21 protein-coding genes are annotated in these 24218 nt (G+C 57.0%); 9 read left to right on the top strand and 12 right to left on the bottom strand.

What is annotated here, in order from left to right; all coding sequences use genetic code 11:
- Positions 1-1071: 1071 nt before the first annotated feature.
- The 3 genes from ACX3M4_RS13825 to ACX3M4_RS13835 form a co-directional block, all read right to left on the bottom strand.
- Positions 1072-3057, bottom strand: coding sequence for a methyl-accepting chemotaxis protein (locus tag ACX3M4_RS13825; protein WP_459359130.1), 1986 nt, complete (start codon positions 3055-3057; stop codon positions 1072-1074).
- Between the two features lie 772 nt (positions 3058-3829).
- Positions 3830-4516: an HAD family hydrolase gene (locus ACX3M4_RS13830; RefSeq protein ID WP_459359131.1), complete on the bottom strand. Its 687-nt coding sequence runs from the start codon at positions 4514-4516 to the stop codon at positions 3830-3832.
- Positions 4516-5475 carry a sugar-binding transcriptional regulator gene (locus ACX3M4_RS13835; protein ID WP_459359132.1) on the bottom strand — a complete coding sequence of 320 codons (960 nt, stop codon included), beginning with the start codon at positions 5473-5475 and terminating at the stop codon, positions 4516-4518. The genes ACX3M4_RS13830 and ACX3M4_RS13835 overlap by 1 nt, the downstream gene beginning before the upstream one ends.
- Before the next feature lie 203 nt (positions 5476-5678).
- Between ACX3M4_RS13835 and ACX3M4_RS13840 the strand changes: the two genes are divergently transcribed.
- The 9 genes from ACX3M4_RS13840 to xylB all read left to right on the top strand — a co-directional run bounded on the left by ACX3M4_RS13840 (position 5679) and on the right by xylB (position 14522).
- Positions 5679-7091, top strand: coding sequence for an ABC transporter substrate-binding protein (locus ACX3M4_RS13840; RefSeq protein WP_459359133.1), 1413 nt, complete (start codon positions 5679-5681; stop codon positions 7089-7091).
- Between the two features lie 74 nt (positions 7092-7165).
- Complete coding sequence (locus ACX3M4_RS13845) at positions 7166-8041, top strand: carbohydrate ABC transporter permease (protein WP_459359134.1); 876 nt, start codon at positions 7166-7168, stop codon at positions 8039-8041.
- A complete protein-coding gene (locus ACX3M4_RS13850) occupies positions 8038-8889 on the top strand; it encodes a carbohydrate ABC transporter permease (RefSeq protein ID WP_459359135.1) in 852 nt (283 codons plus the stop codon). The genes ACX3M4_RS13845 and ACX3M4_RS13850 overlap by 4 nt, the downstream gene beginning before the upstream one ends.
- A gap of 4 nt (positions 8890-8893) precedes the next feature.
- Positions 8894-9079, top strand: a complete 186-nt coding sequence (locus ACX3M4_RS13855; RefSeq protein WP_459359136.1) for a DUF2160 family membrane protein — start codon at positions 8894-8896, stop codon at positions 9077-9079.
- A 3-nt stretch (positions 9080-9082) separates the two neighbouring features.
- On the top strand, positions 9083-10129 hold the full coding sequence (locus ACX3M4_RS13860) for an ABC transporter ATP-binding protein (RefSeq protein ID WP_459359137.1): 1047 nt from the start codon (positions 9083-9085) through the stop codon (positions 10127-10129).
- Complete coding sequence (locus tag ACX3M4_RS13865; RefSeq protein WP_459359138.1) at positions 10129-10896, top strand: SDR family NAD(P)-dependent oxidoreductase; 768 nt, start codon at positions 10129-10131, stop codon at positions 10894-10896. Before ACX3M4_RS13860 ends, ACX3M4_RS13865 begins: the two co-directional genes overlap by 1 nt.
- A 12-nt stretch (positions 10897-10908) precedes the next feature.
- A complete protein-coding gene (locus tag ACX3M4_RS13870; RefSeq protein ID WP_459359139.1) occupies positions 10909-12000 on the top strand; it encodes an alcohol dehydrogenase catalytic domain-containing protein in 1092 nt (363 codons plus the stop codon).
- A complete protein-coding gene (locus ACX3M4_RS13875; RefSeq protein ID WP_459359140.1) occupies positions 12000-13031 on the top strand; it encodes an NAD(P)-dependent alcohol dehydrogenase in 1032 nt (343 codons plus the stop codon). Before ACX3M4_RS13870 ends, ACX3M4_RS13875 begins: the two co-directional genes overlap by 1 nt.
- 18 nt (positions 13032-13049) lie before the next feature.
- Positions 13050-14522, top strand: coding sequence for a xylulokinase (gene xylB / locus ACX3M4_RS13880; protein WP_459359141.1), 1473 nt, complete (start codon positions 13050-13052; stop codon positions 14520-14522).
- Positions 14523-14563: 41 nt separating this feature from the next.
- Here the strand turns inward: xylB and ACX3M4_RS13885 are convergent, their stop codons facing one another.
- The 9 genes from ACX3M4_RS13885 to ybaK form a co-directional block, all read right to left on the bottom strand.
- Positions 14564-15163 carry an ANTAR domain-containing response regulator gene (locus ACX3M4_RS13885; RefSeq protein ID WP_459359142.1) on the bottom strand — a complete coding sequence of 200 codons (600 nt, stop codon included), beginning with the start codon at positions 15161-15163 and terminating at the stop codon, positions 14564-14566.
- Positions 15163-16293, bottom strand: coding sequence for a transporter substrate-binding domain-containing protein (locus ACX3M4_RS13890; protein ID WP_459359143.1), 1131 nt, complete (start codon positions 16291-16293; stop codon positions 15163-15165). The genes ACX3M4_RS13885 and ACX3M4_RS13890 overlap by 1 nt, the downstream gene beginning before the upstream one ends.
- Positions 16286-17647, bottom strand: coding sequence for an amidase (locus tag ACX3M4_RS13895; protein ID WP_459359144.1), 1362 nt, complete (start codon positions 17645-17647; stop codon positions 16286-16288). Before ACX3M4_RS13895 ends, ACX3M4_RS13890 begins: the two co-directional genes overlap by 8 nt.
- Complete coding sequence (locus ACX3M4_RS13900) at positions 17631-17786, bottom strand: hypothetical protein (RefSeq protein WP_459359145.1); 156 nt, start codon at positions 17784-17786, stop codon at positions 17631-17633. The genes ACX3M4_RS13895 and ACX3M4_RS13900 overlap by 17 nt, the downstream gene beginning before the upstream one ends.
- 1 nt (position 17787) lies before the next feature.
- A complete protein-coding gene (locus ACX3M4_RS13905) occupies positions 17788-18486 on the bottom strand; it encodes an ABC transporter ATP-binding protein (protein ID WP_459359146.1) in 699 nt (232 codons plus the stop codon).
- Positions 18479-20296 (bottom strand): ABC transporter permease subunit, encoded by a 1818-nt coding sequence (locus tag ACX3M4_RS13910; RefSeq protein ID WP_459359147.1) that lies wholly within the window; start codon positions 20294-20296, stop codon positions 18479-18481. Before ACX3M4_RS13910 ends, ACX3M4_RS13905 begins: the two co-directional genes overlap by 8 nt.
- Positions 20297-20305: 9 nt before the next feature.
- Positions 20306-21172: an ABC transporter permease subunit gene (locus ACX3M4_RS13915; protein ID WP_459359148.1), complete on the bottom strand. Its 867-nt coding sequence runs from the start codon at positions 21170-21172 to the stop codon at positions 20306-20308.
- A gap of 52 nt (positions 21173-21224) precedes the next feature.
- On the bottom strand, positions 21225-22430 hold the full coding sequence (locus ACX3M4_RS13920) for an urea ABC transporter substrate-binding protein (RefSeq protein WP_459359149.1): 1206 nt from the start codon (positions 22428-22430) through the stop codon (positions 21225-21227).
- A 1294-nt stretch (positions 22431-23724) separates the two neighbouring features.
- A complete protein-coding gene (gene ybaK / locus ACX3M4_RS13925) occupies positions 23725-24195 on the bottom strand; it encodes a Cys-tRNA(Pro) deacylase (RefSeq protein ID WP_459359150.1) in 471 nt (156 codons plus the stop codon).
- Positions 24196-24218 lie beyond the last annotated feature (23 nt).

A 24218-nucleotide genomic window follows, 5' to 3' on the forward strand; every position in this document is an offset into this window, starting at 1 on the left:
CGTTCGGCGAACTTTCAAGGCATTCGCTTTGCTAGCTCCCACGACACGTCTTTGAACTGCATCAGGTTCGCCCGATGCTCCGGCTCCTTGAGTAACATGGAATATGATGAGAAAATCGGCGAATACGTTCTCGCCTGAAATACGCAAACAAGAGTTTCTTCCTGCTCTGGTGATTTAGATCCAACTTGTATCCCGCCGGCAGGCGACTGTTTCGATACCCCCGGCTTTCAACTGGGACAAAGGGCGCTGCTTCGGGAATGTCATGCAGAAAAAATCCCTGGCCTTCCGGCCAGGGATAAGTGTGACGGCATTCTGCCGGTATGGGGAGATATCGATTGAGCACCCATCTGCTTCAATCAGATTGAGTTTACTACATATCAAAACATATGTGAAAATCTTTTTACATATGTTTTGATATGCAGGAGAGCTGAAAAGCCCTATCGACCCTAACGCATCCCGGCAGGCCGATCCCTACCCTTTTTTTGTTCGAACCTCGCTGACGTGTTCCACAGTCATTGGCGAGAAACTCACTTTGCATTATCTGCGCTTTTTTAGACCCTGTCCTTTCAGTTGCAAGTGGGCCCGGTGATTTTCCGCTTTGACAAGAACGTGTTTGCCGCGTCGCAAAAAGGCAATCTTCGAAAACAAGGAACAGCATAATCAAATAAACAATACTCGACCAAGAAATCAAAAAAACCAGTACTATCCCCCTAAAAAGCTTCACCTCTCCACCAAGAACGCAGAAAATAGCCTCTGGGACAATCAAACATCCGAATGGATGCAGAATAATCCAAAACAGGACAAAGATTACTTTTAGCACGCAACGTAGCATTGGCGCGTCCAGTATTTCGATTGAATAGAATTTCTACGCTGCACTTCTGAACGAGGTGCAAATTAATACTATCAGAAATGTAACTTTTGTAAAATTAAAAATACTTTTGTAAAATGCGGTAGAGTCCTTATTCGGTACTTGTGGCGAGGACCCGCCGCTGCAAATACTTTCTGCCAGTGAGGCTGGGAGTTTTTGTTCCGTGCCCCCAATTGTCTGCATCCGCAGTCGTCTATCAGATCCTATGCATGGGAGACTTCAGCAAGGAAGTTTGCGACCCGGTCTTTGAGTCTCACGGTATTCGAGTTCAGCTCCGACGCGGTCGTCAGCACCAGTTCGGCGGCAGAACTGGTTTGTTCGACCGTGCTGGAAACGGTGGACATTGCATTTGAGATCGACACTGTCCGCTCTGCAGCTGACCCTGCGTTGTGCGAGATTTCCTGTGTCGCTGCACCTTGCTGCTCGACCGCGGAGGCAATCGCGGAGGTAAACTGGTTCACCTCGCCCATGATCTGGGTGATCTCAAAAATAGCATCTACCGACTCCCTGGTGGATGCCTGGATCATTGAGATCTGCCGGGTGATCTCCTCGGTCGCCTTGGCTGTCTGTTGCGCAAGACCCTTGACCTCCGCAGCGACAACATTGAACCCCTTGCCTGCCTCTCCTGCCCGCGCGGCTTCGATAGTGGCATTGAGTGCAAGCAGATCTGTCTGTTCGGCGATTTCCTTAATGAGCGAAATGACTTCACCGATCTTGGAAGCAGACTCGGCCAGCGACTCGATTTTCGCGTTGGTCGAAATCGTCCTGTCATTGGCCTGTTCGACTACGGACAAGGTCTTGCTGACTTGCCGGGAAATCTCCGAGATCGACGCGGACAATTCTTCTGCGGCCACAGCGACCGTTTGAACGTTCTGCGAAGCTTCGGTCACTCTGTCCAGGGCGTCTACGGACTGAGCAGCACTATCGCGCGCTGAGACATTGAGCTCATTTGCCGTGTGGTCCAGTTGATGCGCGGTCATTGCAACTGCGGACAGAACATCCTCCGCCGCGGCTTCAAACTCGCTGATCAACGCCTCAACCTTCTGCTGCCTCTGCACACGGTTCTGAAACTCCGTCTCGCTTTCGGCCTGAAGCCGCAATCGTTCAACAGCGTTGTCCTTGAAAACCTTGACGCTTCGGTTCATTGCACCTATCTCGTCGCCCCGGTCCGTCCCTGGGATCTCCAGATCCGTCTCTCCACCGGCAAGCCGGTTCATCACGGAAGTGATCATTCGAATTGGCTTTGAGATCGCGATCGTAAGACCGAACGCGAGGAGCCCTCCCAGAATGACTGCGACCACAAGGCAAGTACCAATCGCCACATAGGCGCTCCATCCCGCCAGGCGCGCCCGTTCAGATTGTTCCGTGGAAAGGTTTTGGACGAGCGAACGCACGTTGCCCGAGAACACCGCCAGTTGCGCCTTCTTTGTCGTCAGGTCATTCGAAACCGCCTCCATGGACGAGAAGGTCTGTCGAAGTTTTGCAAGGCTCACACCGGCAATGTCGGTTTTCAGCGAGATTGCACCAAAGTCCTGCGAAAGCGCCTTGAGGTTTTCAATATTGGTTGCAAGGGCGTCAAACCGGTCAAGGATAACGTTTCGGGATCGCGCTTCGAAGCCGCTAAAAAACCCGATGATGTCCGAGCCCGCCGCAACAGCGAGCGTTCGCATCTGGCCTGTGGCGTCGGAAATTCGGCTCAAATGCAGCAGGCGATCTTCTGCGTCCTGGAGTTCGACGACCACACGGTCGACTGCTTCATAGGACTTGACCCGTGTTGCCGTGGTGATGTCCGTAATGTCTTTCAGAGCCTTTTCGATGCTGTTTCGCGCGATGTAGATCTCTCGAATGTCGCTTTGTTTCAGCAACCTGCCCATCTGCGCCGACAGGTCGGCAATCTTCAGGAGCAAGTTGTTCACGTCCTGAGGAGAAATTTCGTCGAGCGTAACATCCTTGAGCTTTCTGGCCCGCGCCGTCATCCCGCGCGTCAGCACCAGCAGTTCCTTCAGCTCAGCCGGCTTGTAGTCCTTGACCGATTGCGAGATGTACTGCTGGATGGTTTGCACCTCTTCCTGAAGTTCAGCCGCGTTGCGAGAGATCTGGTCGACGTTCGCCCGCGTCCCGCGCGCGAACAATGCACCCCGGCCAGCATCCTGTTTTAGTCGATCCGCTTCCGCATCGATCTCGTTCATGGTTGTCCTGATGTCTTCGACAGACTGGCTCAGGATGCGTTCCTCGGTAATGGACCTGGCCAGAAGGTCTCTGATCTCCTGGAAGACTTCGGCGAAAGTACCGACGGCCGCGAGCGCTTGTTGCACTTGCGCTGCATCGTCAGGCGTTCCATTCGTCCTCTCGCCAAGTGAGACGAGCCCATCTTTTAGCGTCTGGATTTTGGCGACGGTTTCCTGCGCCGTAGCATCGTCCTTGCCGGATAGGTAGCGCTCGCGCGCATCGGAAAGATCTTCGAGATTTTCGGTGACTGCCGCCACCTGATTGGCAAGGGACATACGGTCGATCAGGAAACTTATCGCAAAAACTCCTGCCGCTCAGACAGCAACGGTCAACAGCAGAACAGCGCCAAAGCCCCCGATCACCTTTGATTGGAAACTCAGATCGTTCAACGCTTTCAGAAGTCTCTTCATTGCCTGTCCCTCACAGTCGGGAATGGAGCGCTTGGTCTCCAATCAATCTTCTATAATTTTGTAAATAAAAAATTACATATGTAAATTAGCTAAATTGACAAGCCTCGGCCAAGTCCACAAATTTCCTGCAGCTGGCACCATAAATGCCAGCAGTACGCTCCTGTTTCAGCTATGATTTCAATGAAATAGAGAGATCGCGTCCACAGCTACCCCAAAGGAACCGGTGAACGCAAAAGGGGTACAAACCTGATTTGTTAAACGTCTCTCACCGATGGCAAAACGCTGCAACTACAAAGGATGCCGATTGCCCGATGTCTGTCGGCTAGGGCCTGGCTACGACCAACTCCAGTACGTCCATGAGTCGCGTGATCGTCGTGGTGGCGCCGGCGGCCTCCAGTCGGCTTGCATGCTCTTCACGGCAATCGTTGAGATGACTGCCGCCGACGTAGCCAACAGCGTCCATCTCAGCTTTTTTGGCAGCCTGTACGCCGGCTATTGCGTCTTCGACCACAAGACAGTCACGGGCTTCCACTCCCATTTTTTCCGCGGCAAAGAGGAAGACATCTGGCTCGGGCTTGCCTTTGGAAACTGAATCCGCGCTAAAGGCCCGACCGTTGAAGACTTCCGACAACCCGATCAGGCTCAAGGCAAAATTGAGCCGGCGATAGGAACCGCCTGACGCGATGCAGAACGGGATTCCGCGATCTTGCAGATGCGCAAACAGGTCCTCCGCCTCGGGCATGATCTTCAATTCGTCTTCATAGCGGCTGAACAACCTTTTGTACCAGGAGTTCCTAAACTCTTCGACATCGACGGGTCCCACTTCCCGTTCGACATATTTGGCGATGTCCTCAAAGGAAGATCCCAGGAACCGGCCAATCATTTCGCCTTGCGCAACATAAAGGCCGAGGTCTTGCAGACAGCCCTGGAGTTCCTTCAATGCAATGACTTCGCTGTTAGCCACAACACCGTCGAAATCGAAAATAATGGCTTGAGGCACTCCTGGCATTACGGAGTTTCCTTGAGCAACAGTTCTGCCGTCACATCGTCGGTGATCAGGGTGTTGACGATGCCGCGCCGGATTGCCGCCCGAATAATGGGCACCTTATAGGGGCCTGCTGCAGCAAGGATAATCTCCGGAACCTTTTTCAAGTCATCGAGATCCAGTCCCACTGTTCGTTGATTGAGATTGTGCTCTACGACATTCCCGTCCTTGTCTAGAAATCGGCCTAGAACGTCACCGACGGCTCCGCAGGCTTCAAGGTCGGCAATGGAAACGTCGGATGGAAGGGCAGAAGAAACCAGATAGGAGCGTGATGACACGTCGCCGGCAACGAGGATTGCCGCGTCCAGTCGCTCAAGTTTGGTCAGGTGGTCTTCGAACACTTCTTGCGCAAAAAAGTTTTGAACATCGGACCGCTCGGACAGGTAGAGCGGCGCGGCAAAAAGCGAATAGTTGGCACCGAGTTTTTCTGCAAACCCGGAAGCAACGCTGAACGCATTAAACGAGCTGCCGGTCGTGGTCCCGCCGATCATCGATATGATATCGAGCTCAGGCAGCTCCATTTTCGGCAGCTTCAAAATCGCGTTCTGGAGCGTGGCGCCCCATGAAACGCCAACTGAGTTCCAGGAATCTTCCTTGAGACGTTCCACCATGTAGCTGGCAAGTGCGGCTCCAACGGCAATATGGGCATCATACTCGGCTCGGTTTGCGGGCACGACACTTGCTCCCGTCAGGCCAAATCGCCTTTGCAGCGCTTCTTGCAATTCGTGCCGTGCGAGAAACGGGGAAGTGATCTCGATCCGTACGATACCGGTGGCCTTGGCCTGGCTGATCGCCTGATTGACGCGCAGGCGCGTGACGCCAAGCAACCTGGCAACGTCCGCCTGGGTGAGTTCATTGACGAAATAGTGCCAACACACCTCGCAGAGAAACGCTTCGTCGTCTTCTCTTTTTTCCGCCGGCATTCCTTCCTCCAGTTCGCAGCAGCTCCTCGCCCTTAAGCTGGCGGGGTTCATTTCTTTCACCACACATTTGATCTCTTGTACATACAAATGTAAAAAACACTTGCAAAATAAAAATTACATTTGTAAATTCGAACCAGGTTGGCGATGGCCTACCTAAGATTTGAGCGCTCCCGGCCGTTCCCGGGGGCAACTGGGAGGATGAAATGATCAAGAAACTGCTCGTCAGTACGGCAGTCGCCTTTGCGCTCGTTGCGCCGGCAAAAGCCGATTTCTGGTCCGACGCTGCTGCCGACCTGAAAGGGGTCACCATTCGCGGCGTGACCGAAAGCACCCCACCGTCAAATTACGTTCGCGACGTCCTGGCACCCGCATTCACAGAAGCCACGGGCATCAACGTCGAACTGGAAACGACATCCTGGGATCAGATGTTTGACAAGGCCATCAAGGACATGGAGGCCAATTCCGGGATCTATGACTTCGTCTATATCGAACAGGACATTATCTATTCGTACCTTGCCCGCGGTTTTCTCGTCGACATCACGGCAGCCCTCGATGAAAACCCTGCTCTGAAGGCCCCGGACTTCGACTTCGCGGATTTCACCACCTTTATCGACAATTTCCGTGGTGAAAACGGCGATATTTTCGGTATCCCGATGGAAGCCTTCGTCAAGGTTTACCTCTACCGCAAGGACCTTTTCGAAGATCCGGCGCACCAGAAGGCCTTCAAGGAAAAATACGGCTACGATCTCGGCCCGGCGGTGACGTTCGACCAGTGGCGCGACAACGCAGAATACTTCTCCGAACTCGATCCGAACGACCAGCTCTGGGGCACGACCGTCCAGGCCGCTTCCGGTCACGTCGCCTCGTTCTACGAGTTCTTTGAATCGATCGCTCCGACTTTCGGGCTCTACGATTGGGGCGTCAACCTGGAAAAGGGTGCCGCTTCGGTCGAAAAAGGCGGATCGATGAATTCGGACAAAGCCAAGGAGGCCCTCGCTTTCTGGGTTGGTCTTCTGGATTATGCACCGCCTGAAGCAACCTCATCGACCTGGGACGAAGTCGCCTCGAGTTTCGCCGCAGGACGTGCAGCCCAGGGCTGGGTCTATGGTGAAAACGCTGCCTGGATCGCGACGGACCCCAACAAATCCTCTGTTGTCGGCAAGGTGGGTGTGACGTTGCCCCCCGTGGCTGACGGCGTCATGGAAGAAGCCGAAGCCGGCAAAGGTTACATCGGCTACTACGACGGTGGCGCATTCGGCATTCCGCATTCGTCCCGGAACAAGGAAGCTGCGATCTTGTGGCTCCAGTATATCGGTCAGCCGTCGGTTCAAGCGGATTGGGCAGTCGCGGGCTCTCGTGTTGTGCACCAGGCAACCTACGATGATCCGAAGGTCCAGGCTCAAGATGCGAAGGCCGACGGCTACTACACGCTGATGAAGGACAAGGGCTACCTCTTCAAGGGCGCACCGGAGTATCCGTTCCACGCCCAGGTAAGAGAAGCGGTCGCGCCGTTTATTTACGAAGCCATCATCGGCTCAATGAGCCCGGAAGAGGCTCTGGACAAGGCAGCCGCAGCGGCAGACGCTGAACTCAAACAGCTCGGTTACGGACAATAGTTTCCTCCCCATGACTGCGCTGCCGGCGGGGTCGAGAGACCTCGCCGGACCTTTCTTTCCAACTGGTGATACCGATGCGGAACACGACAACCGGGTGGCTGCTGCTGGCACCAACCCTCTTCATCCTCTTCATTACCGGGTTTGTGCCGTTCATCTATGTGCTTGTTGTTTCGTTCTTCGACTGGAACACCTTCGCGCTCAACCCGGACCCACAGTTTGCTGGCGTCAACAACTTCCGGCGCCTGGTCTTTGACGAGGCCTTCCTGAAATCTATCTGGCTGACACTCAAGTTCACTTTCTTCGTCGTGATCAGCCAGCTGATTGTCGGCTTCTTTCTGGCAAAGATGCTGATGCGCAGCTTTCCGCTGAAAGGCTTCTTCCGCACCGTTCACACACTGCCGCTGATGATTGCGCCGATCGCGGTCGGAGCCACCTGGCGGCTCATGACCGTTCCCGGTCTCGGCCCGATCCCGCATTTCCTCGGTCAGTGGTTCGACGTCAATTACATCCTGTCGCGCTTTCCCGACCAAGCCTTTGCGACTGTCGTCGTGATGGACATTTGGCACTGGACACCGCTCGTAACGCTGACGCTACTCGCCGGCCTCTCCAATGTTCCGGAGGAACCGCTGGAACAGGCTCGCATTGACGGTGCGCGCGAGTGGCGGATCTTCTGGGACATCACGCTTCCATTCTTAAAACCCGTTCTGCTGACGACCATTTTCATCCGGTTGATGGACGCCCTGCGAACCGTCGATGAGGTTTGGATGCTGACCGGTGGGGGTCCTGGCGCCGAGACCCGTTTCATCGGCCTCTACATCTGGAAGATCGTCTTCCCAAAGACCGACTACGGCTACGGCTCGGCCATGTCCGTCCTCACCCTCTACATGACCATCGTTCTGTGCTGGCTGCTCTACGTCGCCATGACCGGCATGAAGGAGAACAACAAATGAGAACCGGCTTCTTCCAATCCCGCCTGGTGACGGTTGCCTTCTGGATCTGCATGTCGCTGCTGACACTTATCCCGGTCTGGTGGATGTTCCTGGTGTCAGTGAAGCAACGGGTGGATCTCTTCGGCGCGCCGAGCTTTTTCCTCGATTTTTCGAAGATCACCTGGGAGAACTACGCGCTTGTACTCGGCAATCCGGTGTTCCGGAAATACATGGTGAACTCGCTCATCGTCGCGAGCTCCAACGCGGTGCTGGTTTCGGTATTGGCGCTTCTCGCCGCCTATGCCATGTCGCGCTACAAGCTCCCCGGCAAGGACAACATCTTCTTCTGGGTGCTGACGAACCGCATGGCTCCGCCGGCGGTGTTCCTTCTGCCGTTGTTCCTGCTTTACACGACCGTCTTCGTGATCGGGGACTGGAGCCTCTTCGACACGCGCATCGGTCTGATTCTGCTTTACTGCGTCTTCAACCTCCCCTTCGCCTTCTGGCTACTGCAGGGCATGGTCGACGGCATTCCGAAGGAACTTGACGAAGCTGCCTATGTGGACGGCGCTTCGACCTTCTACGTGCTCTGGACAGTAATTTTCCCTCTGGCCCGACCAGGGCTTGCCGTCACTGCAATTCTCACCTGGGTCTTTGCCTGGAACGAATACCTCTTTGCCTCGACGCTGACATCCGTCAACGCCCGCACAATCACCACCGGCCTCGCCGAATTCGTGACCGTAACCGGCACCAATTGGGGTCAGCTCGCAGCGGTCGCCATTTTGACATTGCTGCCAGCCGCGCTGGTGCTGGCAATGGTGCAGCGCCACATCGTGGCGGGCCTGACCTTCGGTGCGGTGAAAGGATGAAACGATGAGCGAGAAAAACGAGGGTTTCCTCCCGATCAGAACCAACCTCTTCGACCGCGTCTTCATCTCCGTGGTCCTGTTTATCGCAATCGAACTGCTGTGGATGCGGTTCCTGGAATACGCCCTGCCCCTGTGGATCGCGACCGCCCTGTCGGTCCTCCTCGGGCAGTGGATTATCAGAAAGGGCTAGCTAATGAGTTCCGTCATTCTAAAAGACGTCACAAAATCATACGGTTCTCTGACAGTTCTGAAGGAAATGAACCTGCGGATCGAGGACGGCGAATTCCTCGTTTTGCTCGGGCCTTCTGGCTGTGGCAAATCCACGACCATGCGCATGATCGCGGGACTGGAAACCATCTCCTCCGGCACGCTTTTGATGGACGACAGGGACGTCACCCATGTGCATCCGCGCGAGCGAAATGTCGCGATGGTGTTCCAGAACTACGCCCTCTATCCGCACATGACGGTATTCGACAATATCGGCTACCCGTTGAAAGTTGCCCGTGTCGACCGGGAAAGCCGCCGCAAACAGGTCGAGGAAGCCGCGGAGAAGGTGGATCTCCTGCCGTATCTGAAGCGGTATCCGCGCGACCTCTCCGGAGGTCAGCGCCAGCGTGTCGCTCTGGCCCGAGCACTCGTCCGCGATCCGGAGGTCTTTTTGCTCGACGAGCCCCTGTCCAACCTCGACGCAAAGCTCCGGGTCGCCATGCGCGCTGAGATCAAGCACCTCCAGCGCTCGCTAGGCGTCACCATGATCTATGTGACCCATGACCAGATCGAGGCAATGACGCTTGCGGATCGTGTTGTGCTGCTCTCTCACGGCGAAATCCAGCAGGTCGGCACTCCGGATGAGATCTACGACGACCCGGACAATCAATTCGTGGCCGGATTCATCGGCTCACCACCAATGAATTTTATCAGCGGGATCTCGGAAGGAGGCTCCTTCGTTGCTGAAGGTGTTTCCAATCTGAGCGCGCCTGTCGACGGCCACCTGACGCTGGGGTTCCGTGCGGAAGACGCCGTCCTTGCAGAGAACGGGCGTTTCAAGGGAAAGGTCTTCGAGGTCGAGCCCACGGGCGAAGCCACCTATGTTGTGCTTGATCTTGGCAAGGCGCGAACGATTATTCGCGCCGACAAAAAATTCCGGCCGGAAATCGGCAGCGAATTGCGGTTTGAACTTCAGGACGCACACACGCTTTATTTCGATACAGCCGACGGCATTCGGGTGAGGGCAAGCTGATGTCGGTTCTGGAGAAATTCAAACTTAACGGCAAACGCGCGCTGATCACCGGCGCTTCGCAGGGCATTGGGCTGGCCTGCGCTGAGGCGCTTGCCGAAGCGGGAGCTCATGTAATCCTTGCAGCCCGGGGTAAGGACTTATTGAAAGATGCAGTCACCGGGCTGAAGCGGGCTGGGCATTCAGTGGAAAGCCGGTCGCTGGATGTGACGGATTCTGCCGCGGTCGAAGCATTGGCAGCCGAACTTGGCGCTCTCGACATTCTTGTCGTCAATGCCGGGATCTCACGCGCGGGCGTTGCCGCCGAAGCGGTCTCAGACGAGTTGTTCCTCGACGTTATGAACGTCAATGTGAACGGGACGAAATGGTGTTGCCGGTCTTTCGGGAAACGCATGCTGGAGGCCGGCAGAGGGAGCATCGTCAATGTCGGCTCCATATCCGGCTTCATCTCCAACATCCCTCAGAACCAGAGTTACTACAACACCTCCAAGGCCGCGGTGCATCACCTGACCAAGTGTCTGGCGGCGGAATGGGCTCCTCGCGGCGTGCGCGTCAACGCGGTGGCCCCCGGCTACATCGAAACACCTATGACCCGCTTTGGCATGGAGGAAAACCCCGAAATGGCGAATGTCTGGCTGCAGCAGACACCCATGCGCAGGGTCGGCCAACCGGAAGAGGTGGCGTCCATCGTCCTGTTCCTCGCTTCGGAGGCGTCCAGCTACATGACCGGATCCATCGTCGTGGCCGATGGCGGCTACACCACCCTTTAGGAAGGGAAAATCATGACACAGATCCCAACCGAGATGCGCGCCGTCGTCTGTTACGGACCGGGAGACTACCGTCTTGAAACGCGGCGGGTGCCAGTGCCCGGCCCCAGGGAAGTGCTCGTCAAGGTGCATGCAGCCGGCATTTGCGTCGGCGACGCCAAATGTTATTCCGGCGCACCTATGTTCTGGGGCGATGAAAACCGCAAACCCTATGCGGAAACCAATGTCATTCCCGGCCACGAATTCGTTGGCCAGGTCGTGGCGCTTGGCAGTGGGGCGGAAGCCCATCATGGCCTGAAGGTCGGTGACTTTGCCGTTTCAGAACAGATCGTCCCTTGCGAAGAATGCCGCTATTGCCGTGAGGGTTCCTATTGGATGTGCCAGCCCCATGATCTTTACGGCTTTCACCGGGTGACTCAGGGCGCCTGGGCGGAATACATGATCTTCCCGGAAAAGTCGCGGAACTACCGCCTGCCGGACTCCCTCGAACCGCGGGACGGTGTCTTTGTCGAGCCGCTGGCCTGCTCTATTCACGCGGTCAACCGGGGCAACATCAAGCTGAACGATGTCGTGGTGATCGCCGGTTGCGGCGCGCTGGGTCTTGGCATGGTCGCCGCCGCACGCATGAAGAACCCGGCGAAACTCATTGCTCTCGATCTCAATAACGATCGGCTGGAACTCGCCAAACGCTGCGGCGCCGACATCACGATGAACCCGTCCAGGATCAATGTGGTCGATGCCATCCGCGACATGACGGACGGCTATGGCTGCGATGTCTATATCGAGGCCACGGGCGCACCGAAGTCAGTGGAACAGGGCCTGCATGCGATCCGAAAGCTCGGTACCTTCGTCGAATTCTCTGTGTTCAAGGATCCGGTCACGGTCGACTGGACGATCATCGGTGACAGCAAGGAACTCAATATTCATGGCGCTCATCTGAGTCCGGACACCTATCCGACGGCAATCCGTATGCTGGAGGAAGGACGTGTGCCGGTTGACGAGATCATTACTCATTGGCTGCCGCTGGAGAAGTTCAAGGAAGGCATCGATCTTGCCAATGACGGTTCGAAATCGCTGAAAATCGTTCTTGATCCGGGAGTTCTGTAATGCGTGCACTGGTTCTAGAGGAAAAGGGGCGTCTAAGCCTGAGGGACATCGACCTTGCCAACGAGCTGAAGCCGGACGATGTCAGGGTCAAGATCCACACCGTCGGCGTTTGCGGGTCGGACATTCACTACTACACGCATGGCAAGATCGGACATTTCGAGGTGCATGAACCCATGGTGCTCGGACACGAGGCGTCGGGTGTGGTGCTGGAAGTCGGCCGTAACGTGACGCACCTCAATGCCGGCGACCGGGTTTGCATGGAGCCGGGCATTCCGGATCCGGCCTCGCGCGCGAGCAAGCTCGGCATTTACAATGTGGATCCGGAGGTTCGTTTCTGGGCCACGCCGCCCATCCATGGCTGCCTGATGCCGGAAGTCATCCATCCAGCCGCCTTCACCTACCGCCTTCCCGACAGCGTCTCGTTTGCGGAGGCGGCGATGGTCGAACCGTTTGCCATCGGCATGCAGTCCGCATTGAGGGCCAGGATACAGCCGGGTGACATTGCTGTCGTCTCCGGCGCAGGCCCGATTGGCATGATGACTGCCCTTGCCGCCCTTGCCGGTGGTTGTGCAAAGGTATTGGTGACGGATTTCGCTCAGCCGAAACTGGATATCATCGCACGCTACGATGGCATCGAGACACTCAACTTGCGGACCGATACCGCCAGGGCGGGGGTCAAGCGCTTGACTGACGGCTGGGGCGCCGATGTGGTGTTTGAATGTTCCGGTTCGGCTCCTGCGGTTCTTGATGTCTCGAACCTCGCCCGACCAGGTGGAACAATTGTCCTGGTCGGTATGCCGGTCGATCCCGTGCCCATGGATATTGTCGGTCTGCAGACCAAGGAACTGCGCGTAGAGACCGTCTTCCGCTATGCGAATATCTATGACAGAGCGATCAACCTGATTGCCTCCGGCAAGGTCGACCTGAAGCCTCTCATCTCGGCGACCTATCCGTTCGAGCGCAGCATCGAGGCCTTTGACCGGGCTGTTGAACAAAGACCGGAAGATGTAAAGATACAAATTCAACTTTGACCGGGCGGCGCAATCCAGATGCATTTGGGACTTGATATCGGCACATCGGGTGTCAAAGGCGTTTTGCTTTCAGACACCTTCGATGTCGTCGGAACCCGCTCCTCTCCCCTCAGCGTCAGCAGACCGCATCCAGGCTGGTCGGAACAAAATCCGGAGGATTGGATCGATGCCTGCAGGAAAGTGATCCTGGCGCTGAAGCACGATTACGGCACCCAATTTTCCGCGCTCAAATCCATTGGCCTTTCCGGCCAGATGCACGGGGCGGTTTTTCTCGATGAAGCCGACCGGGTGTTGAGACCCTGCATTCTTTGGAACGACAGCCGCTCGCATATCGAATGTGCGGAACTTGAAGCCGCCGCCCCCTTCCGGAATATCGGCGGCAACATCGTCATGCCCGGCTTCACCGCACCAAAGGTCCGCTGGGTTGAAAAATTCGAGCCTGATGTATTCCGCCGGACAACCAAGATCCTCGTGCCAAAGGATTTCATCCGGCTCTGGCTCACTGGCGAGCATGTTGCGGAAATGTCAGATGCTGCCGGCACGCTTTGGCTGGATGTCGCCAACAGGCGATGGTCTCCTGCTCTGCTCGACGCGACCAACCTCGATATCGACGCGATGCCACGGCTGGTGGAAGGCACTGAGCAATCCGGCCTGCTGCGGTCCGAACTTGCCGCAGACTGGGGCACAGGCCAGGTTCCGGTTGCCGGGGGCGGTGGTGACAACGCCGCGACGGCCTGCGGTCTCGGCATCCACCGGCCCGGAACCGGTTTTCTGAGCCTCGGCACATCGGGCGTGCTCTTTGCGGCTTGCGACAACTATTCGCCCAATACGGATGCGGCCGTGCACACCTTCTGCCACGCCATTCCGAAGACCTGGCACCATATGGGAGTGGTCCTGTCGGCGGCGGACAGCCTGACCTGGCTTGGAAACATCACCGGCCGGACGGCGCCGGACCTGACCGGCCTGTTGCCGGACAGGATCGAGCGTCCCTCCCCCGTTCTTTTCCTCCCCTATCTGTCGGGCGAGCGTACCCCTCACAATTTTCCCTACGCTGCGGGAACGTTCACCAACCTGTCCATGAATGCGGGCCTGACGGATCTGGTGCAGGCGGTCCTGGAGGGTATCGGCTATGCCTTCGCAGACTGCAAAAATGCGCTGGAAGCAGCCGGAACACAGATCTCGGAAGCCTTTGTCGTCGGTGGCGGCACCCGCAGCAGGCAATGGCTACAGATCATCGCCAACATAACCGGGATTGATCTTCTCGTTCCTGCGGATGGGGACTTCGGGGCAGCTTTCGGGGCAGCAAAGCTCGGAATGGCGTGCCTCAGCCGCATGCCGCTGGAGAGCATCGTCACAGCACCGGCCTATGACCAGGTCATCCGGCCTGAGGAGACCTTGAAGGAAGCCTATGCCGAAGGTTTGCAATGCTATTCAGGACTTTTCGCGGGTCTGCGTGGACAAATCGAGACGTGGAACACTCGCAGCACATAGAGTATGGCTCTGCCCGGCAAACGATTGCTTTGCGTGTGCCATTAGAGATCGCTCGCTGCAATGATCGCCTCAGCGATGACGGCGATACTTTCCTTGGAGTTCATCGATTTCTCGCGGATCCGGCGATAGGCCTCTTCCTCGCTTATTGAGCGGTTCTTGGCGAGAATTTCAACCGCCGCCTCGATTTTCCGCCGGGCTTTCAGCGTTTCGTCGAGCGACTTTACGCGTTTCTTCAAACGTGTCTCGTGCCGGGCGAGGCTGATCGCTGTGGTCAAGGCAGCGAGCACGCCAAAAATCCGGATTGGTTTGGTCAGTACCCCGTGAACGTTCAACCGTCCGAGCTCCTCCAGAATTTCTGGGGTTTCAAAGGAGATGATCGCGATCCGGGCGAATTCGTCATCCGTCGTCATCCAGCTCAGGGCCCCCTTGTCGTGAATACGGTTGATCAGGAAGACAACCACATCGAACCTGTCGGGAAGAACCGGCGGTGCGGGCCAGATGCACTCAGCCTGGCACCCGATGCGCCGCAGATGTGCAAGGAAGCTGGTGCGTTCCCCGTCATCAGGATGGATGACAAGAACCCGCATCCGCCGGAGGCGGCGAAGAAGGTTCTCGTTCCTGTGCGGCAAGCCATCGGTCATTAGGCCATGCGTCCCGTTACTGTCCGGTCGTAGGCAACCAGATAGGGATCAGGAAAGACGTTCTTGCCCTTGAAGACAATGTCGAATTCGCCGTTATTCCGGGCTCTGCCAATCAGCGGCCGGAAGGTCAGGTGATTGGTTTCGATATCGAGGAACAGATCTCCTCCCGGGCTCTTGAACACGGCGCCTGAAAGCGCGGGAAGCAACAAGTCCGTCTCGTCGCTGCCGCATTGTCTTACCGCATTTGCGAAGAGATGAACCTGAGAATAGCAAACCTCGCTATAGACACCGGGAATGATATCGCTCCCAAATCTTGCCGAAAAGGCTTCCCGGAATTTCCGGTTTGCAACTGTCTCCAGGGTCGAGAAATAGGGTGCGACCGATATGTGGCCGGGACGGGCTGACGGATCGATCCTGGCAAGTTCGGACTCTGTGGTTGTCAGCGAGGCGATCGGCAGATCCGACCCAGGGATGCCGGCGGCGTGAAGCGCATTGTAGAAGACGACGCTGTCCTCGCCGACGACTGTCGAGATCACCGCGTCGGCACCGTCCGCGCCAAGCTGCTCGAACAGGGCGGCAAAGGTATCCAGATTGGTGGAGAATGGCAGGTACTTTTCCAGCACGACCTGCCCGCCGCTTTCGGACAAGAACTCGTTCACGATCCGGTTGACCTCGCGCGCATAAAGCGTGTCGGACCCGATCAGTGCGATCCGGCGCCCCAGATTGTGAAAGATATATTCGAGCAGCGGAATGACGACCTGGTTCGGGACAGCGCCGCCATAGATCACGTTTGGAGAATATTCGAACCCCTCGTAGACCGAAGGATAGAACAAGACGCCGTTGAACCGTTCGACCACCGGGACAATCGCCTTGCGGCTGGTCGAGAGGCAAGCGCCGAAGATGACATTCACCTGGTGCTTGACGAGTAGCTCTGCGGCGAGATCCGCATAGCGGTCGTCGGAGCCTGCAGGATCTAGGATGAGCGGATCCAGGTTCCGTCCGGCTATCCCGCCGGCTGCATTGATTTCCTCGCATGCCAGCAAGATGCCCCGGATATGGGCATTCTCCGAGACGGCCATCGGGCCGGACTGGGAAAACAGGACACCTATCCTGATCGCTTCGTCACTCAACGGCTTCAAGCTCCCTGACCTGCTCCTCCATATATGCCGCAACCGCCAGAAGCGCCTCATCGCCTCCAGGCTTGCCCATCAACATCAGGCCGACGGGCATTCCTCCGCCAGGGTTTGGAACAGGTATCGTTACGCATGGTAATCCGGCGAGATTTCCAAGCCAACAGAACCAGGTCATGCTGTCCTGCGTTGTCACCCGCCGGTCTCCGAACTGCTGCCAGTCCTCGCCTTGCATGGGTGCGATCACCGGCAAGGTCGGGAGAACCAGAGCGTCCCAAGGTGGAATCTCGTCCAGCAGAGTTTTGAGAAGATGCGCCCGGATCGACTGTGCGTGCAGGAATTCCACCGCCGTGATCCGTTCCCCTGCCATGAGGTGGGCAGCTGTTACAGGCGAATACCCGTCAAGCGGCCGACCGGCATGATAGGCAGTCGCCTCACAATGCAGGATCGCCTCCCACGCAGCGAAATAGCTCGAGACAGAGCCGAGTTCGAAGTCGGCAACACGCGATGGTCCGGCCAGTAGCGCACCCGAAATCGCCCGGTCCACTTCGGCTGAACATTCCAGTCCCTTTCCACGCAAACGGATTATCCTCGGTGCTTCGACACTAGGGATGGATCCGTATGCCTTCGCATGTGCCGTGGATGTATCTGCAGGGTCTTGGCCGAAGAAATAGGGTAACAGCAGCGGGATATCGGCAAGTGCCCGCGTCAATGGCCCCGGTGCATCCAGCGACCAACTGAGTGCCAGGACCCCGTCTCGGGAAGCCCTGCCGTAGCTTGGCTTGAACCCGTAGATGCCGCAGGCTGCAGAAGGGATACGGACAGACCCGCCCGTATCGCTTCCCAAGGCTGCAGCGACGACCCCTGCGGCGACTGCTGCCGCGGAGCCGCCGCTGCTCCCGCCCGTGATCCGGTCTGGATCGAGCGGATTTCGGGTTGGGCCGAAGGAAGAGGTGCTGTTGGTCGCGCCGTAAGCCCATTCGTGCATGTTGGTCTTGCCGAAAATGACGGCACCTGCCTGCCGGAGCCGCGCGACGATGGTCGCGTCCTGCCCCGCCGGCTCCAGAGGACGCGCATTCGAGCAGGCAGTCGTCGGATAATCCCGCGTGAGGTAGTTGTCCTTGACGGCAACGGGAATGCCGTCGATAGGGCTCTGCGGCTTTCCGGCCTGCCAGCGTTCGGCCGCCGCCCTCGCCTGGTCCAGAACGATTGCGGGATCGAGGGCGACGAATGCATTGAGGTCCGCCGTGCATTCAGCCCGGGTGAGCGCCCGCTCGGCAAGAGCAACCGGCGTGATCGATCCGCTTGCGAGAGCAGCGGCCTGTCCTGAAAGACTGTCAGGAATGCCTGTCATTGAAAGCCTCCGCGTTAAAGGTCGTGGCAGGCTCTTGCCCGCAGGTTTTCCTGAAAGCGGCCAGTCCAGCGCGGATGCGCGTCAGCGTCGCTTCGATCCGCGCCAATTGGTCGGCGGTGAGATTAGACGTGTCAGCCATTTCAAACTCCCAGAAGTTCGTGCTGAAGTGCCGTATCTGATTTCAGGCTGTCGCGATCGGTTTCCAGGCGCACAGCGCCCTTTTCCATCACGTAGGCTCTTCCGGCGATGGACAGGCAGAAGTCGAGGTCCTGTTCGGCCACCAGAATTGAAATGCCCCGTTCCCGGTTCAGACGTTTGAGGACCCCGGCCATTTCGTCGATGATGGAGGGCTGGACCCCTTCCGTCGGCTCATCGAGGAGCAAGATCTTCGGCTGTACAGCAAGGGCGCGTGCAAGTGCCAATATTTGCTGCTGACCACCCGAGAGACCGCCGGCAAGATCCTTGAGCTTGGGCTTCAGCATCGGAAAATCCGTCAGCGCCGTTTCAACCGAGGCCTTGCCGTCATGGCCGTTGCTCGCCGCGGCAACCGCAATGTTTTCGAATACGGTCATGCGGGGAAACACGAAGCGGCCCTGAGGCACATATCCAAGCCCGAGCTTCACCCGTCTGGCGGTTGAGGCCGGGGCCTTTTTGCCGTCGATTTCCGTCTCCCCGGCCATCGCCGGGATCAGTCCGGTCGCATACCGCATGAGGGTCGACTTGCCGGTTCCGTTTCGGCCGAGGAGAGCGACAATTTCCCCTTCTCCGACATGGAGACTGACATCGCGAATGATGACGGTCTTCCCGTAACCGCCGGTCGCATTGTTGATCCTAAACATGCTCCCGCCTCCCGAGATAGATATCGAGCACCCTTTCGTCGCGGCGCAATTCGTTGATGCAACCGTCCGCGAACACCCGGCCCTGGTGCAGCACCGTCACATGACCCTCGAGTGTGCGAACGAATTCCATGTCGTGCTCGACGACGATGACCGTGGTGAACTTCGCTAGGATGCGCACTAGCCGGGAGAGCTCCCGTGTCTCCTCCTTGGTCATTCCTGCAGCGGGTTCGTCCAGCAGCACGACGCGTGGGGCAAGGCACAGGACCATGCCGATATCGAGCCATTGCTGCTGACCGTGCGAAAGTGCTGATGCCGCGACATTTGCCTGTTCCGCCAGGCCGAGCATGTTAAGGACGGTGCCGGAAACCTCCTGCGCGCGGGCCTTGTCTCTTACGCGCGAATAGGCTGCGATCCAGAGATTGTCCTTTACGCTAAGCTCTGAAAACACCTGCGGTTTCTGGTTCTTCACGCCCATCCCGGCGTGAACACGCGTGAAGATGGCAGCCTTGGTAATTTCGGCCTCGCCAAGCTTCACGGTGCCGCCATCCGGACGGTAGATGCCGACGCAGGTCTTCAGGAAAGAACTTTTGCCCGCCCCGTTCGGCCCGATGAGGGAATAGGGACGCCCCGGTTCGAACGTGAGAGACACTTCGTTCACCGGTACCACACCGCCGAACCTCTTCAGGAGATCGAGCGCACGCAGCGGTTTCGCCTTTCCCGCCTGATCTTCGGCATCCAAGAGGATGGCTTCCAGATCGCCGGTGTCGATGGAAACGGCCCCTGCATTCCGGGCGGCCTCGTTCGGATCGGGCAGCATCGCCCGTAAAGCCTGTTGCAGGGCACCCAGGATCCCGTTCTTCAGAAAGAGCACCAGCAGTACCAGAATGATGCCGAGGATGAGCGTCGTCTGTCCGCCGACGGCCCCGCCGCCGAGCCAGAAGGACAAACCTCCGATCGCCAACGCGCCAACGAACGGACCCGCAAGCGTTCCCAGCCCACCGACCAGGACATAGATCGGCACCAGCAGAGCTTCCTGGACGGAAAATATTGAAGGGTTGAGATAGTTCGACCAGGCACCGAAGAGCGCACCAGCCAACCCCGCCAACGCTCCGGCCAGGGCGAAATTCAGCACCTGATACCGGCGCACATCGTATCCCAGCAACTCGGCTTTTTGGATGTCCAGCCTGATGCAGTCGATCACCCGGCCGAATGTTCCGGCCATCAGCTGTCTTGTAACGAAATAGGCGGCCGCGGCAACAATCATCGTGAACATGAGCGCCCCGGCCGGCTCCAAAGCAGTTGCATCCGGACCAAAACCGAGGACGATGCCGGGAACTCCCGACATGCCGTTGTCGCCACCGACGACCGCTTCGCCGACGCGGGTCTTGAAGGACTGCGAGAGGGACCAGAGAAGAAGCGTAAACGTATAGGACAAGATGGTGCTTTGAAGCGGTCCCATCCGCGCGAAGAAGACGATCATGCCCAACCCGCCGGCTATTGCCGCTCCCGTGACCGCGCCAAGGGGTAGGCTCCAGAAAACGCTGGCACCCAGAATTGGCGAGAGGTTGATGGCGGCAATGCTGCCGGCATAACCGCCCAGTCCGTAAAACGCGGTCTGCGCCAGGCTCAGAAACCCACCCCTGCCCCAGGCAACGTCGAGACTGAGACCGAGCAGACCAAAAATGATCCAAGAGGTCGCGACATAGGCAAGATAGGGGTCGATATTCCCTGCCAGGACCAACCCGCCGAGCAGAGCCAATGCCGGAAGGACAATCCCGGCCTTGTCGTTGAGTGTTTGCAAAAGGTTCATCCGACCAGCTCACATCTTGCGGCGCCAGCCTGCAGTGATCCCGAGCGGGAAAAGCCAGAGCAGAGCGGCGGTTGAAAGGAAAAAGAAGACGTCGCCGGCAACCGATGTCAGGAAGCTGGCTGTGAAGGAGGCTCCGCCCCCGAGACCAATCGCCGTGAGAACGCTGCCGGTGAGTGTGACTGGACCTGCGACAACAACCGTCAGGAAGGCCTTAATGACAAAGGCAAACCCCATGGAGGGCGTTGCCGGAACGATTGGCAGGAGGACAGCACCCGCGAACCCGGCCAGTCCGCAACCCAGCGAGAATGTCATCGTGTTGACGCGTGAGGATTCAATACCGACGGCGCGGGCCATTTCGGGCTCTTGAATGGAGGCCCGAGCCTTCATGCCGTAGACTGTGCGGGTCATCAGGACATAGACGAAGGCCGCCATGAGCACCGCCACAAGGATCATCAGCAGCGAGTATCCCGCCAGCGTATAGTCGCCGATGCTGACGGTGTATTGCGGCATGCCTATCCCTGGCGTGACCGTGCCGAAAATCAGAACCGCAAGCTGGTAGAAGGCGATGCTGATGCCCCAGGTCGCGAGCATCGTATCGAAAATCCGGCCATAGAGCCGGTTGATGACGAGAAGCTCGACAATCGCACCGATCGCCATGGTCACTGCGACCGCGATCGGAATCGACAGAAGAAACGGTACGCCCGCCTGCGTCGCAGTCAGCGCCGCATAAGCGCCGATCATCAGAAACTCGCCATGGGCCAGGTTGATGACCCCCATCAGTCCGAAGACGACGGCAAGGCCGATCGTGGCAATAAGCAGAATGGATGCGCTGGCGAGCGACGACAGCAGAACTGTCGCCAGGTAATCGAATTCCATGGGATCCCCCTTCAGCCGGTGCACCCCGCGGACGGGGCGCACCTTTCTGGGATTAGTTCTGTTCAGGAGTGAAGTGTTCGGCCACGTCCGGGTTTTCGATCAGATCGCATTTCAAATCCTCGTAGGACGGCTTGATATTCGCGAAGTCGTCGACGATCCTGAACCCGTGGTTGTCGTCGCCTTCGGCGACGAAGATGTTCTGGATCAGGTGATGGGATCCGGGAGACAGTTTTACCGGACCTGTCGGGGAATCGAACACGATGCCGCTTTCCAGAGCTTTGATGACTTCGTCAGCGTCGGTCGTACCCGCCATGACGACAGCCTGTGCCCATAGGTTGACGGCGTTCCAGGTATCCACTGCGCCGGAGACGATCGGCGTGTCGTCGCCATAGGCCGCCTGCCACATCTCTACGAATTTGGCGTTCGCAGGATTTTCAACCTGCTGAAAATAGCCCTGGCTCGCGATCAGCCCTTCGCCTGCGGACGGCGAGACGACCACCTGCTGGTTGCCGGAGCCGTAATTTGTCGAAACAACGCCGATCTGATCCTTCAGGCCGGCGGCCGCAAACTGCTCGAGAAAGCCGGTCTGGTTCGCCCCGACGGGGAGCGCGACGACGAAATCGGGCTTTGCCGCCTGAATTTTCTGAATGGTCGGTGCATAATCCGTGACGGTCAGGGCCAGGAAATCCTCGCCGACCACTTCGCCGCCGTTTTGTTTTGCGAATTCGTGCACCCAATGTGCGGAGATGGTGCCGAAATTATAATCCGGTGCCATGATGTAGATCTTGGGACCATATTTGCGGATGCCCCATTCGATCAGGACTGACAACTGTTGGGATGCGGAAGTTCCGGTTACGAAGGTCTGCTTGTCGCAAGCGCCGCCTTCGTAGAGGGAGGCATAGAAATACGGAATGTTTGCCTTGCGAACGATTGGCCGGATCGCCTCTCTGGACGAACTGGTTAGGCCCGCGAACAATGCGTCAATCTGGTCCTTCAAGATCGCCGTGTTGACGTACTGAGTGTATTTCGAGAGCTCGGACTGCGCGTCGTAGCTGACAACCTCCACCTGCTCACCGAGGAGACCACCATTCGCGTTGATATTATCGACGGCAAGCTTCAGAGCATTGTTCTGCTGAATGCCGTAAATGTTCAACCCGCCGGTGAGATCGTAGATGGCCCCGATCTTGATCTCCGCATGCGCGGCCGAGGCCAGGCAGACGGTGGCTAGAAGCCCGATTTTGATTGCTGTTGTTCTCATAACTGCCGTTCCCTTGGTTTTTGAAAGGGACTGAACGTCAGTTACCGCAAAAAAATGGAAGCGGTTGCTCAACGGACGTTCAGCAAACTCGCTTCCAATTTTTAGTGCATCTTTGCACTTTGGTTAGGCTACGATGACGTTCTCACTGTGTCAAGACTGAATAAAATTACGCATACCGCAGTAATATTACCGTATTGATTGCATTTGACAAAACACGCATGGGATCTCACCCATCACTCAAAGTAAACTTGCGAAAATGACTGAAAGATAAGTCGCGAAATGCGTTCCTGATCAAACGTCACGCTTAAAAGAAATACCCCCGGAGATGTGCGTTCCGGGGGCAAGTTGGAGCTCATACAGCAGCTCTGGGGAGAAAGGTTTCGTGGAGGATCAGATCAGGTCCATTACATAAATTCCCAGCGCGATCAGGAACGTAGTGGTAGCGGAAAACATCATCCACGCGAGGAGCTTGCTATCGTTGCAGCAGGGTAGGTAGTCCAAGCTTAGGACGCACAGTTCAGTGAACATGAAAATGAGCGGACAGGCTGCACACGCGAACAGAATTCGTGCAGTTGAAAATCTGCACCTTCGCCGGATCCCCGGCCCTCGAATAGTTTCAACTCCCCTTTCGGTTACCAGCGAATGCGCCGAGTGAACTGGGGCAGGCGCACACGGGTCTCCAACTTCCGAATTCCGACGGTCAGTTTCCGCTGCAACTTTCAGCATCACCTATCCTTTTCGCACGGCCAGTATTGCGAATGCCGCCTATTTCTTTGGTGAGCTGTGCTGGACCGGACCAGCTTTCGTAAAAAAGACAGGCATCCGATCCACTCGGTTACGCGGATCTTTGAAGAGCTCATCTTTTTTGGAAGTAGGAAAGGAGACGCCAAGCTTCCGATTAGTGTATGCAAACAAAAAGCGATTGGCCGACATCACACTGTCCAGCACAATCGCTCGGAATTTTCTTGGCACCTTCGCCTATCCAAAGCGTATCGCAAATAGTCGACCTGTGAAGAATGGTTGCGATCCAGTGGCAGTATTAACCTGCTGATCTGGACCGAAATGTCCGTTTCGTTGTGATGCTCCCAGATGTCGGGCAAACGCCCGCCGGCATGGCAGCAAAGCACCCCCTAAACGGTCATCCAACGCGTCATCCACCTTGGCTAAGAGCGGTCATTAAATCAACTAAGCGTCAATCGGGTGTTACAAGCGCAACGCGTACCGGTCTGCAAAAAATGACGCCAATCTTATGAGGAGCTCGACAGGCGTAAGGTACCATCAAAACTGGCTGCAACTAGCCAGTAATATCCTCAAATCGCGCCTCGCATATTTCGGCGATAGCGTGGGGGGATACCTTAATTTGAAGGCCGCGCCTGCCGCCGTTCAGGACAATCCAGTCATAACCAGCAACGCTTCTGTCGATGACCGTTGTCAGTTTCCGCTTTTGGCCGATCGGGCTGATACCCCCGATCAGGTATCCGCTTATCCGCTCCGCAGCCGGTTTGGGCATCAGTTTGCAAGTCTTCGTCTTGAGCGCACCGGCAAGTGCCTTCAGATCTAGTTGTCTGTCCGTAGGAATGACCGCAATCAGGGCTTTACCGGCAGCCTCCAGCATCAGGGATTTGAGCAGACGGGAAGGGTCGATTCCCAATGCCTCCGCCGCCTGCCGGCCTATTTCAGCTGCAGAAGGATCATACTCGTAAAAAAGTAGCTCAAATGGAACGCCGGCGCGCGTTAGGACCTGCGTTGCTCTTGTCACTGTCATGGACTGCCTCCGGAAAAACACCA

The sequence above is a fragment of the Roseibium sp. M-1 genome, assembly GCF_054515675.1.

Excerpts from the sequence above, each read along its gene's own strand:
- ACX3M4_RS13825 (WP_459359130.1), bottom strand. The coding sequence starts at position 3,057 with ATGAACGAGATCGATGCGGAAGCGGATCGACTAAAACAGGATGCTGGC.
- ACX3M4_RS13830 (WP_459359131.1), bottom strand. The coding sequence starts at position 4,516 with ATGCCAGGAGTGCCTCAAGCCATTATTTTCGATTTCGACGGTGTTGTG.
- ACX3M4_RS13835 (WP_459359132.1), bottom strand. The coding sequence starts at position 5,475 with ATGCCGGCGGAAAAAAGAGAAGACGACGAAGCGTTTCTCTGCGAGGTG.
- ACX3M4_RS13840 (WP_459359133.1), top strand. The coding sequence starts at position 5,679 with ATGATCAAGAAACTGCTCGTCAGTACGGCAGTCGCCTTTGCGCTCGTT.
- ACX3M4_RS13845 (WP_459359134.1), top strand. The coding sequence starts at position 7,166 with ATGCGGAACACGACAACCGGGTGGCTGCTGCTGGCACCAACCCTCTTC.
- ACX3M4_RS13850 (WP_459359135.1), top strand. The coding sequence starts at position 8,038 with ATGAGAACCGGCTTCTTCCAATCCCGCCTGGTGACGGTTGCCTTCTGG.
- ACX3M4_RS13855 (WP_459359136.1), top strand. The coding sequence starts at position 8,894 with ATGAGCGAGAAAAACGAGGGTTTCCTCCCGATCAGAACCAACCTCTTC.
- ACX3M4_RS13860 (WP_459359137.1), top strand. The coding sequence starts at position 9,083 with ATGAGTTCCGTCATTCTAAAAGACGTCACAAAATCATACGGTTCTCTG.
- ACX3M4_RS13865 (WP_459359138.1), top strand. The coding sequence starts at position 10,129 with ATGTCGGTTCTGGAGAAATTCAAACTTAACGGCAAACGCGCGCTGATC.
- ACX3M4_RS13870 (WP_459359139.1), top strand. The coding sequence starts at position 10,909 with ATGACACAGATCCCAACCGAGATGCGCGCCGTCGTCTGTTACGGACCG.
- ACX3M4_RS13875 (WP_459359140.1), top strand. The coding sequence starts at position 12,000 with ATGCGTGCACTGGTTCTAGAGGAAAAGGGGCGTCTAAGCCTGAGGGAC.
- xylB (WP_459359141.1), top strand. The coding sequence starts at position 13,050 with ATGCATTTGGGACTTGATATCGGCACATCGGGTGTCAAAGGCGTTTTG.
- ACX3M4_RS13885 (WP_459359142.1), bottom strand. The coding sequence starts at position 15,163 with ATGACCGATGGCTTGCCGCACAGGAACGAGAACCTTCTTCGCCGCCTC.
- ACX3M4_RS13895 (WP_459359144.1), bottom strand. The coding sequence starts at position 17,647 with ATGACAGGCATTCCTGACAGTCTTTCAGGACAGGCCGCTGCTCTCGCA.
- ACX3M4_RS13900 (WP_459359145.1), bottom strand. The coding sequence starts at position 17,786 with ATGGCTGACACGTCTAATCTCACCGCCGACCAATTGGCGCGGATCGAA.
- ACX3M4_RS13905 (WP_459359146.1), bottom strand. The coding sequence starts at position 18,486 with ATGTTTAGGATCAACAATGCGACCGGCGGTTACGGGAAGACCGTCATC.
- ACX3M4_RS13910 (WP_459359147.1), bottom strand. The coding sequence starts at position 20,296 with ATGAACCTTTTGCAAACACTCAACGACAAGGCCGGGATTGTCCTTCCG.
- ACX3M4_RS13915 (WP_459359148.1), bottom strand. The coding sequence starts at position 21,172 with ATGGAATTCGATTACCTGGCGACAGTTCTGCTGTCGTCGCTCGCCAGC.
- ACX3M4_RS13920 (WP_459359149.1), bottom strand. The coding sequence starts at position 22,430 with ATGAGAACAACAGCAATCAAAATCGGGCTTCTAGCCACCGTCTGCCTG.
- ybaK (WP_459359150.1), bottom strand. The coding sequence starts at position 24,195 with ATGACAGTGACAAGAGCAACGCAGGTCCTAACGCGCGCCGGCGTTCCA.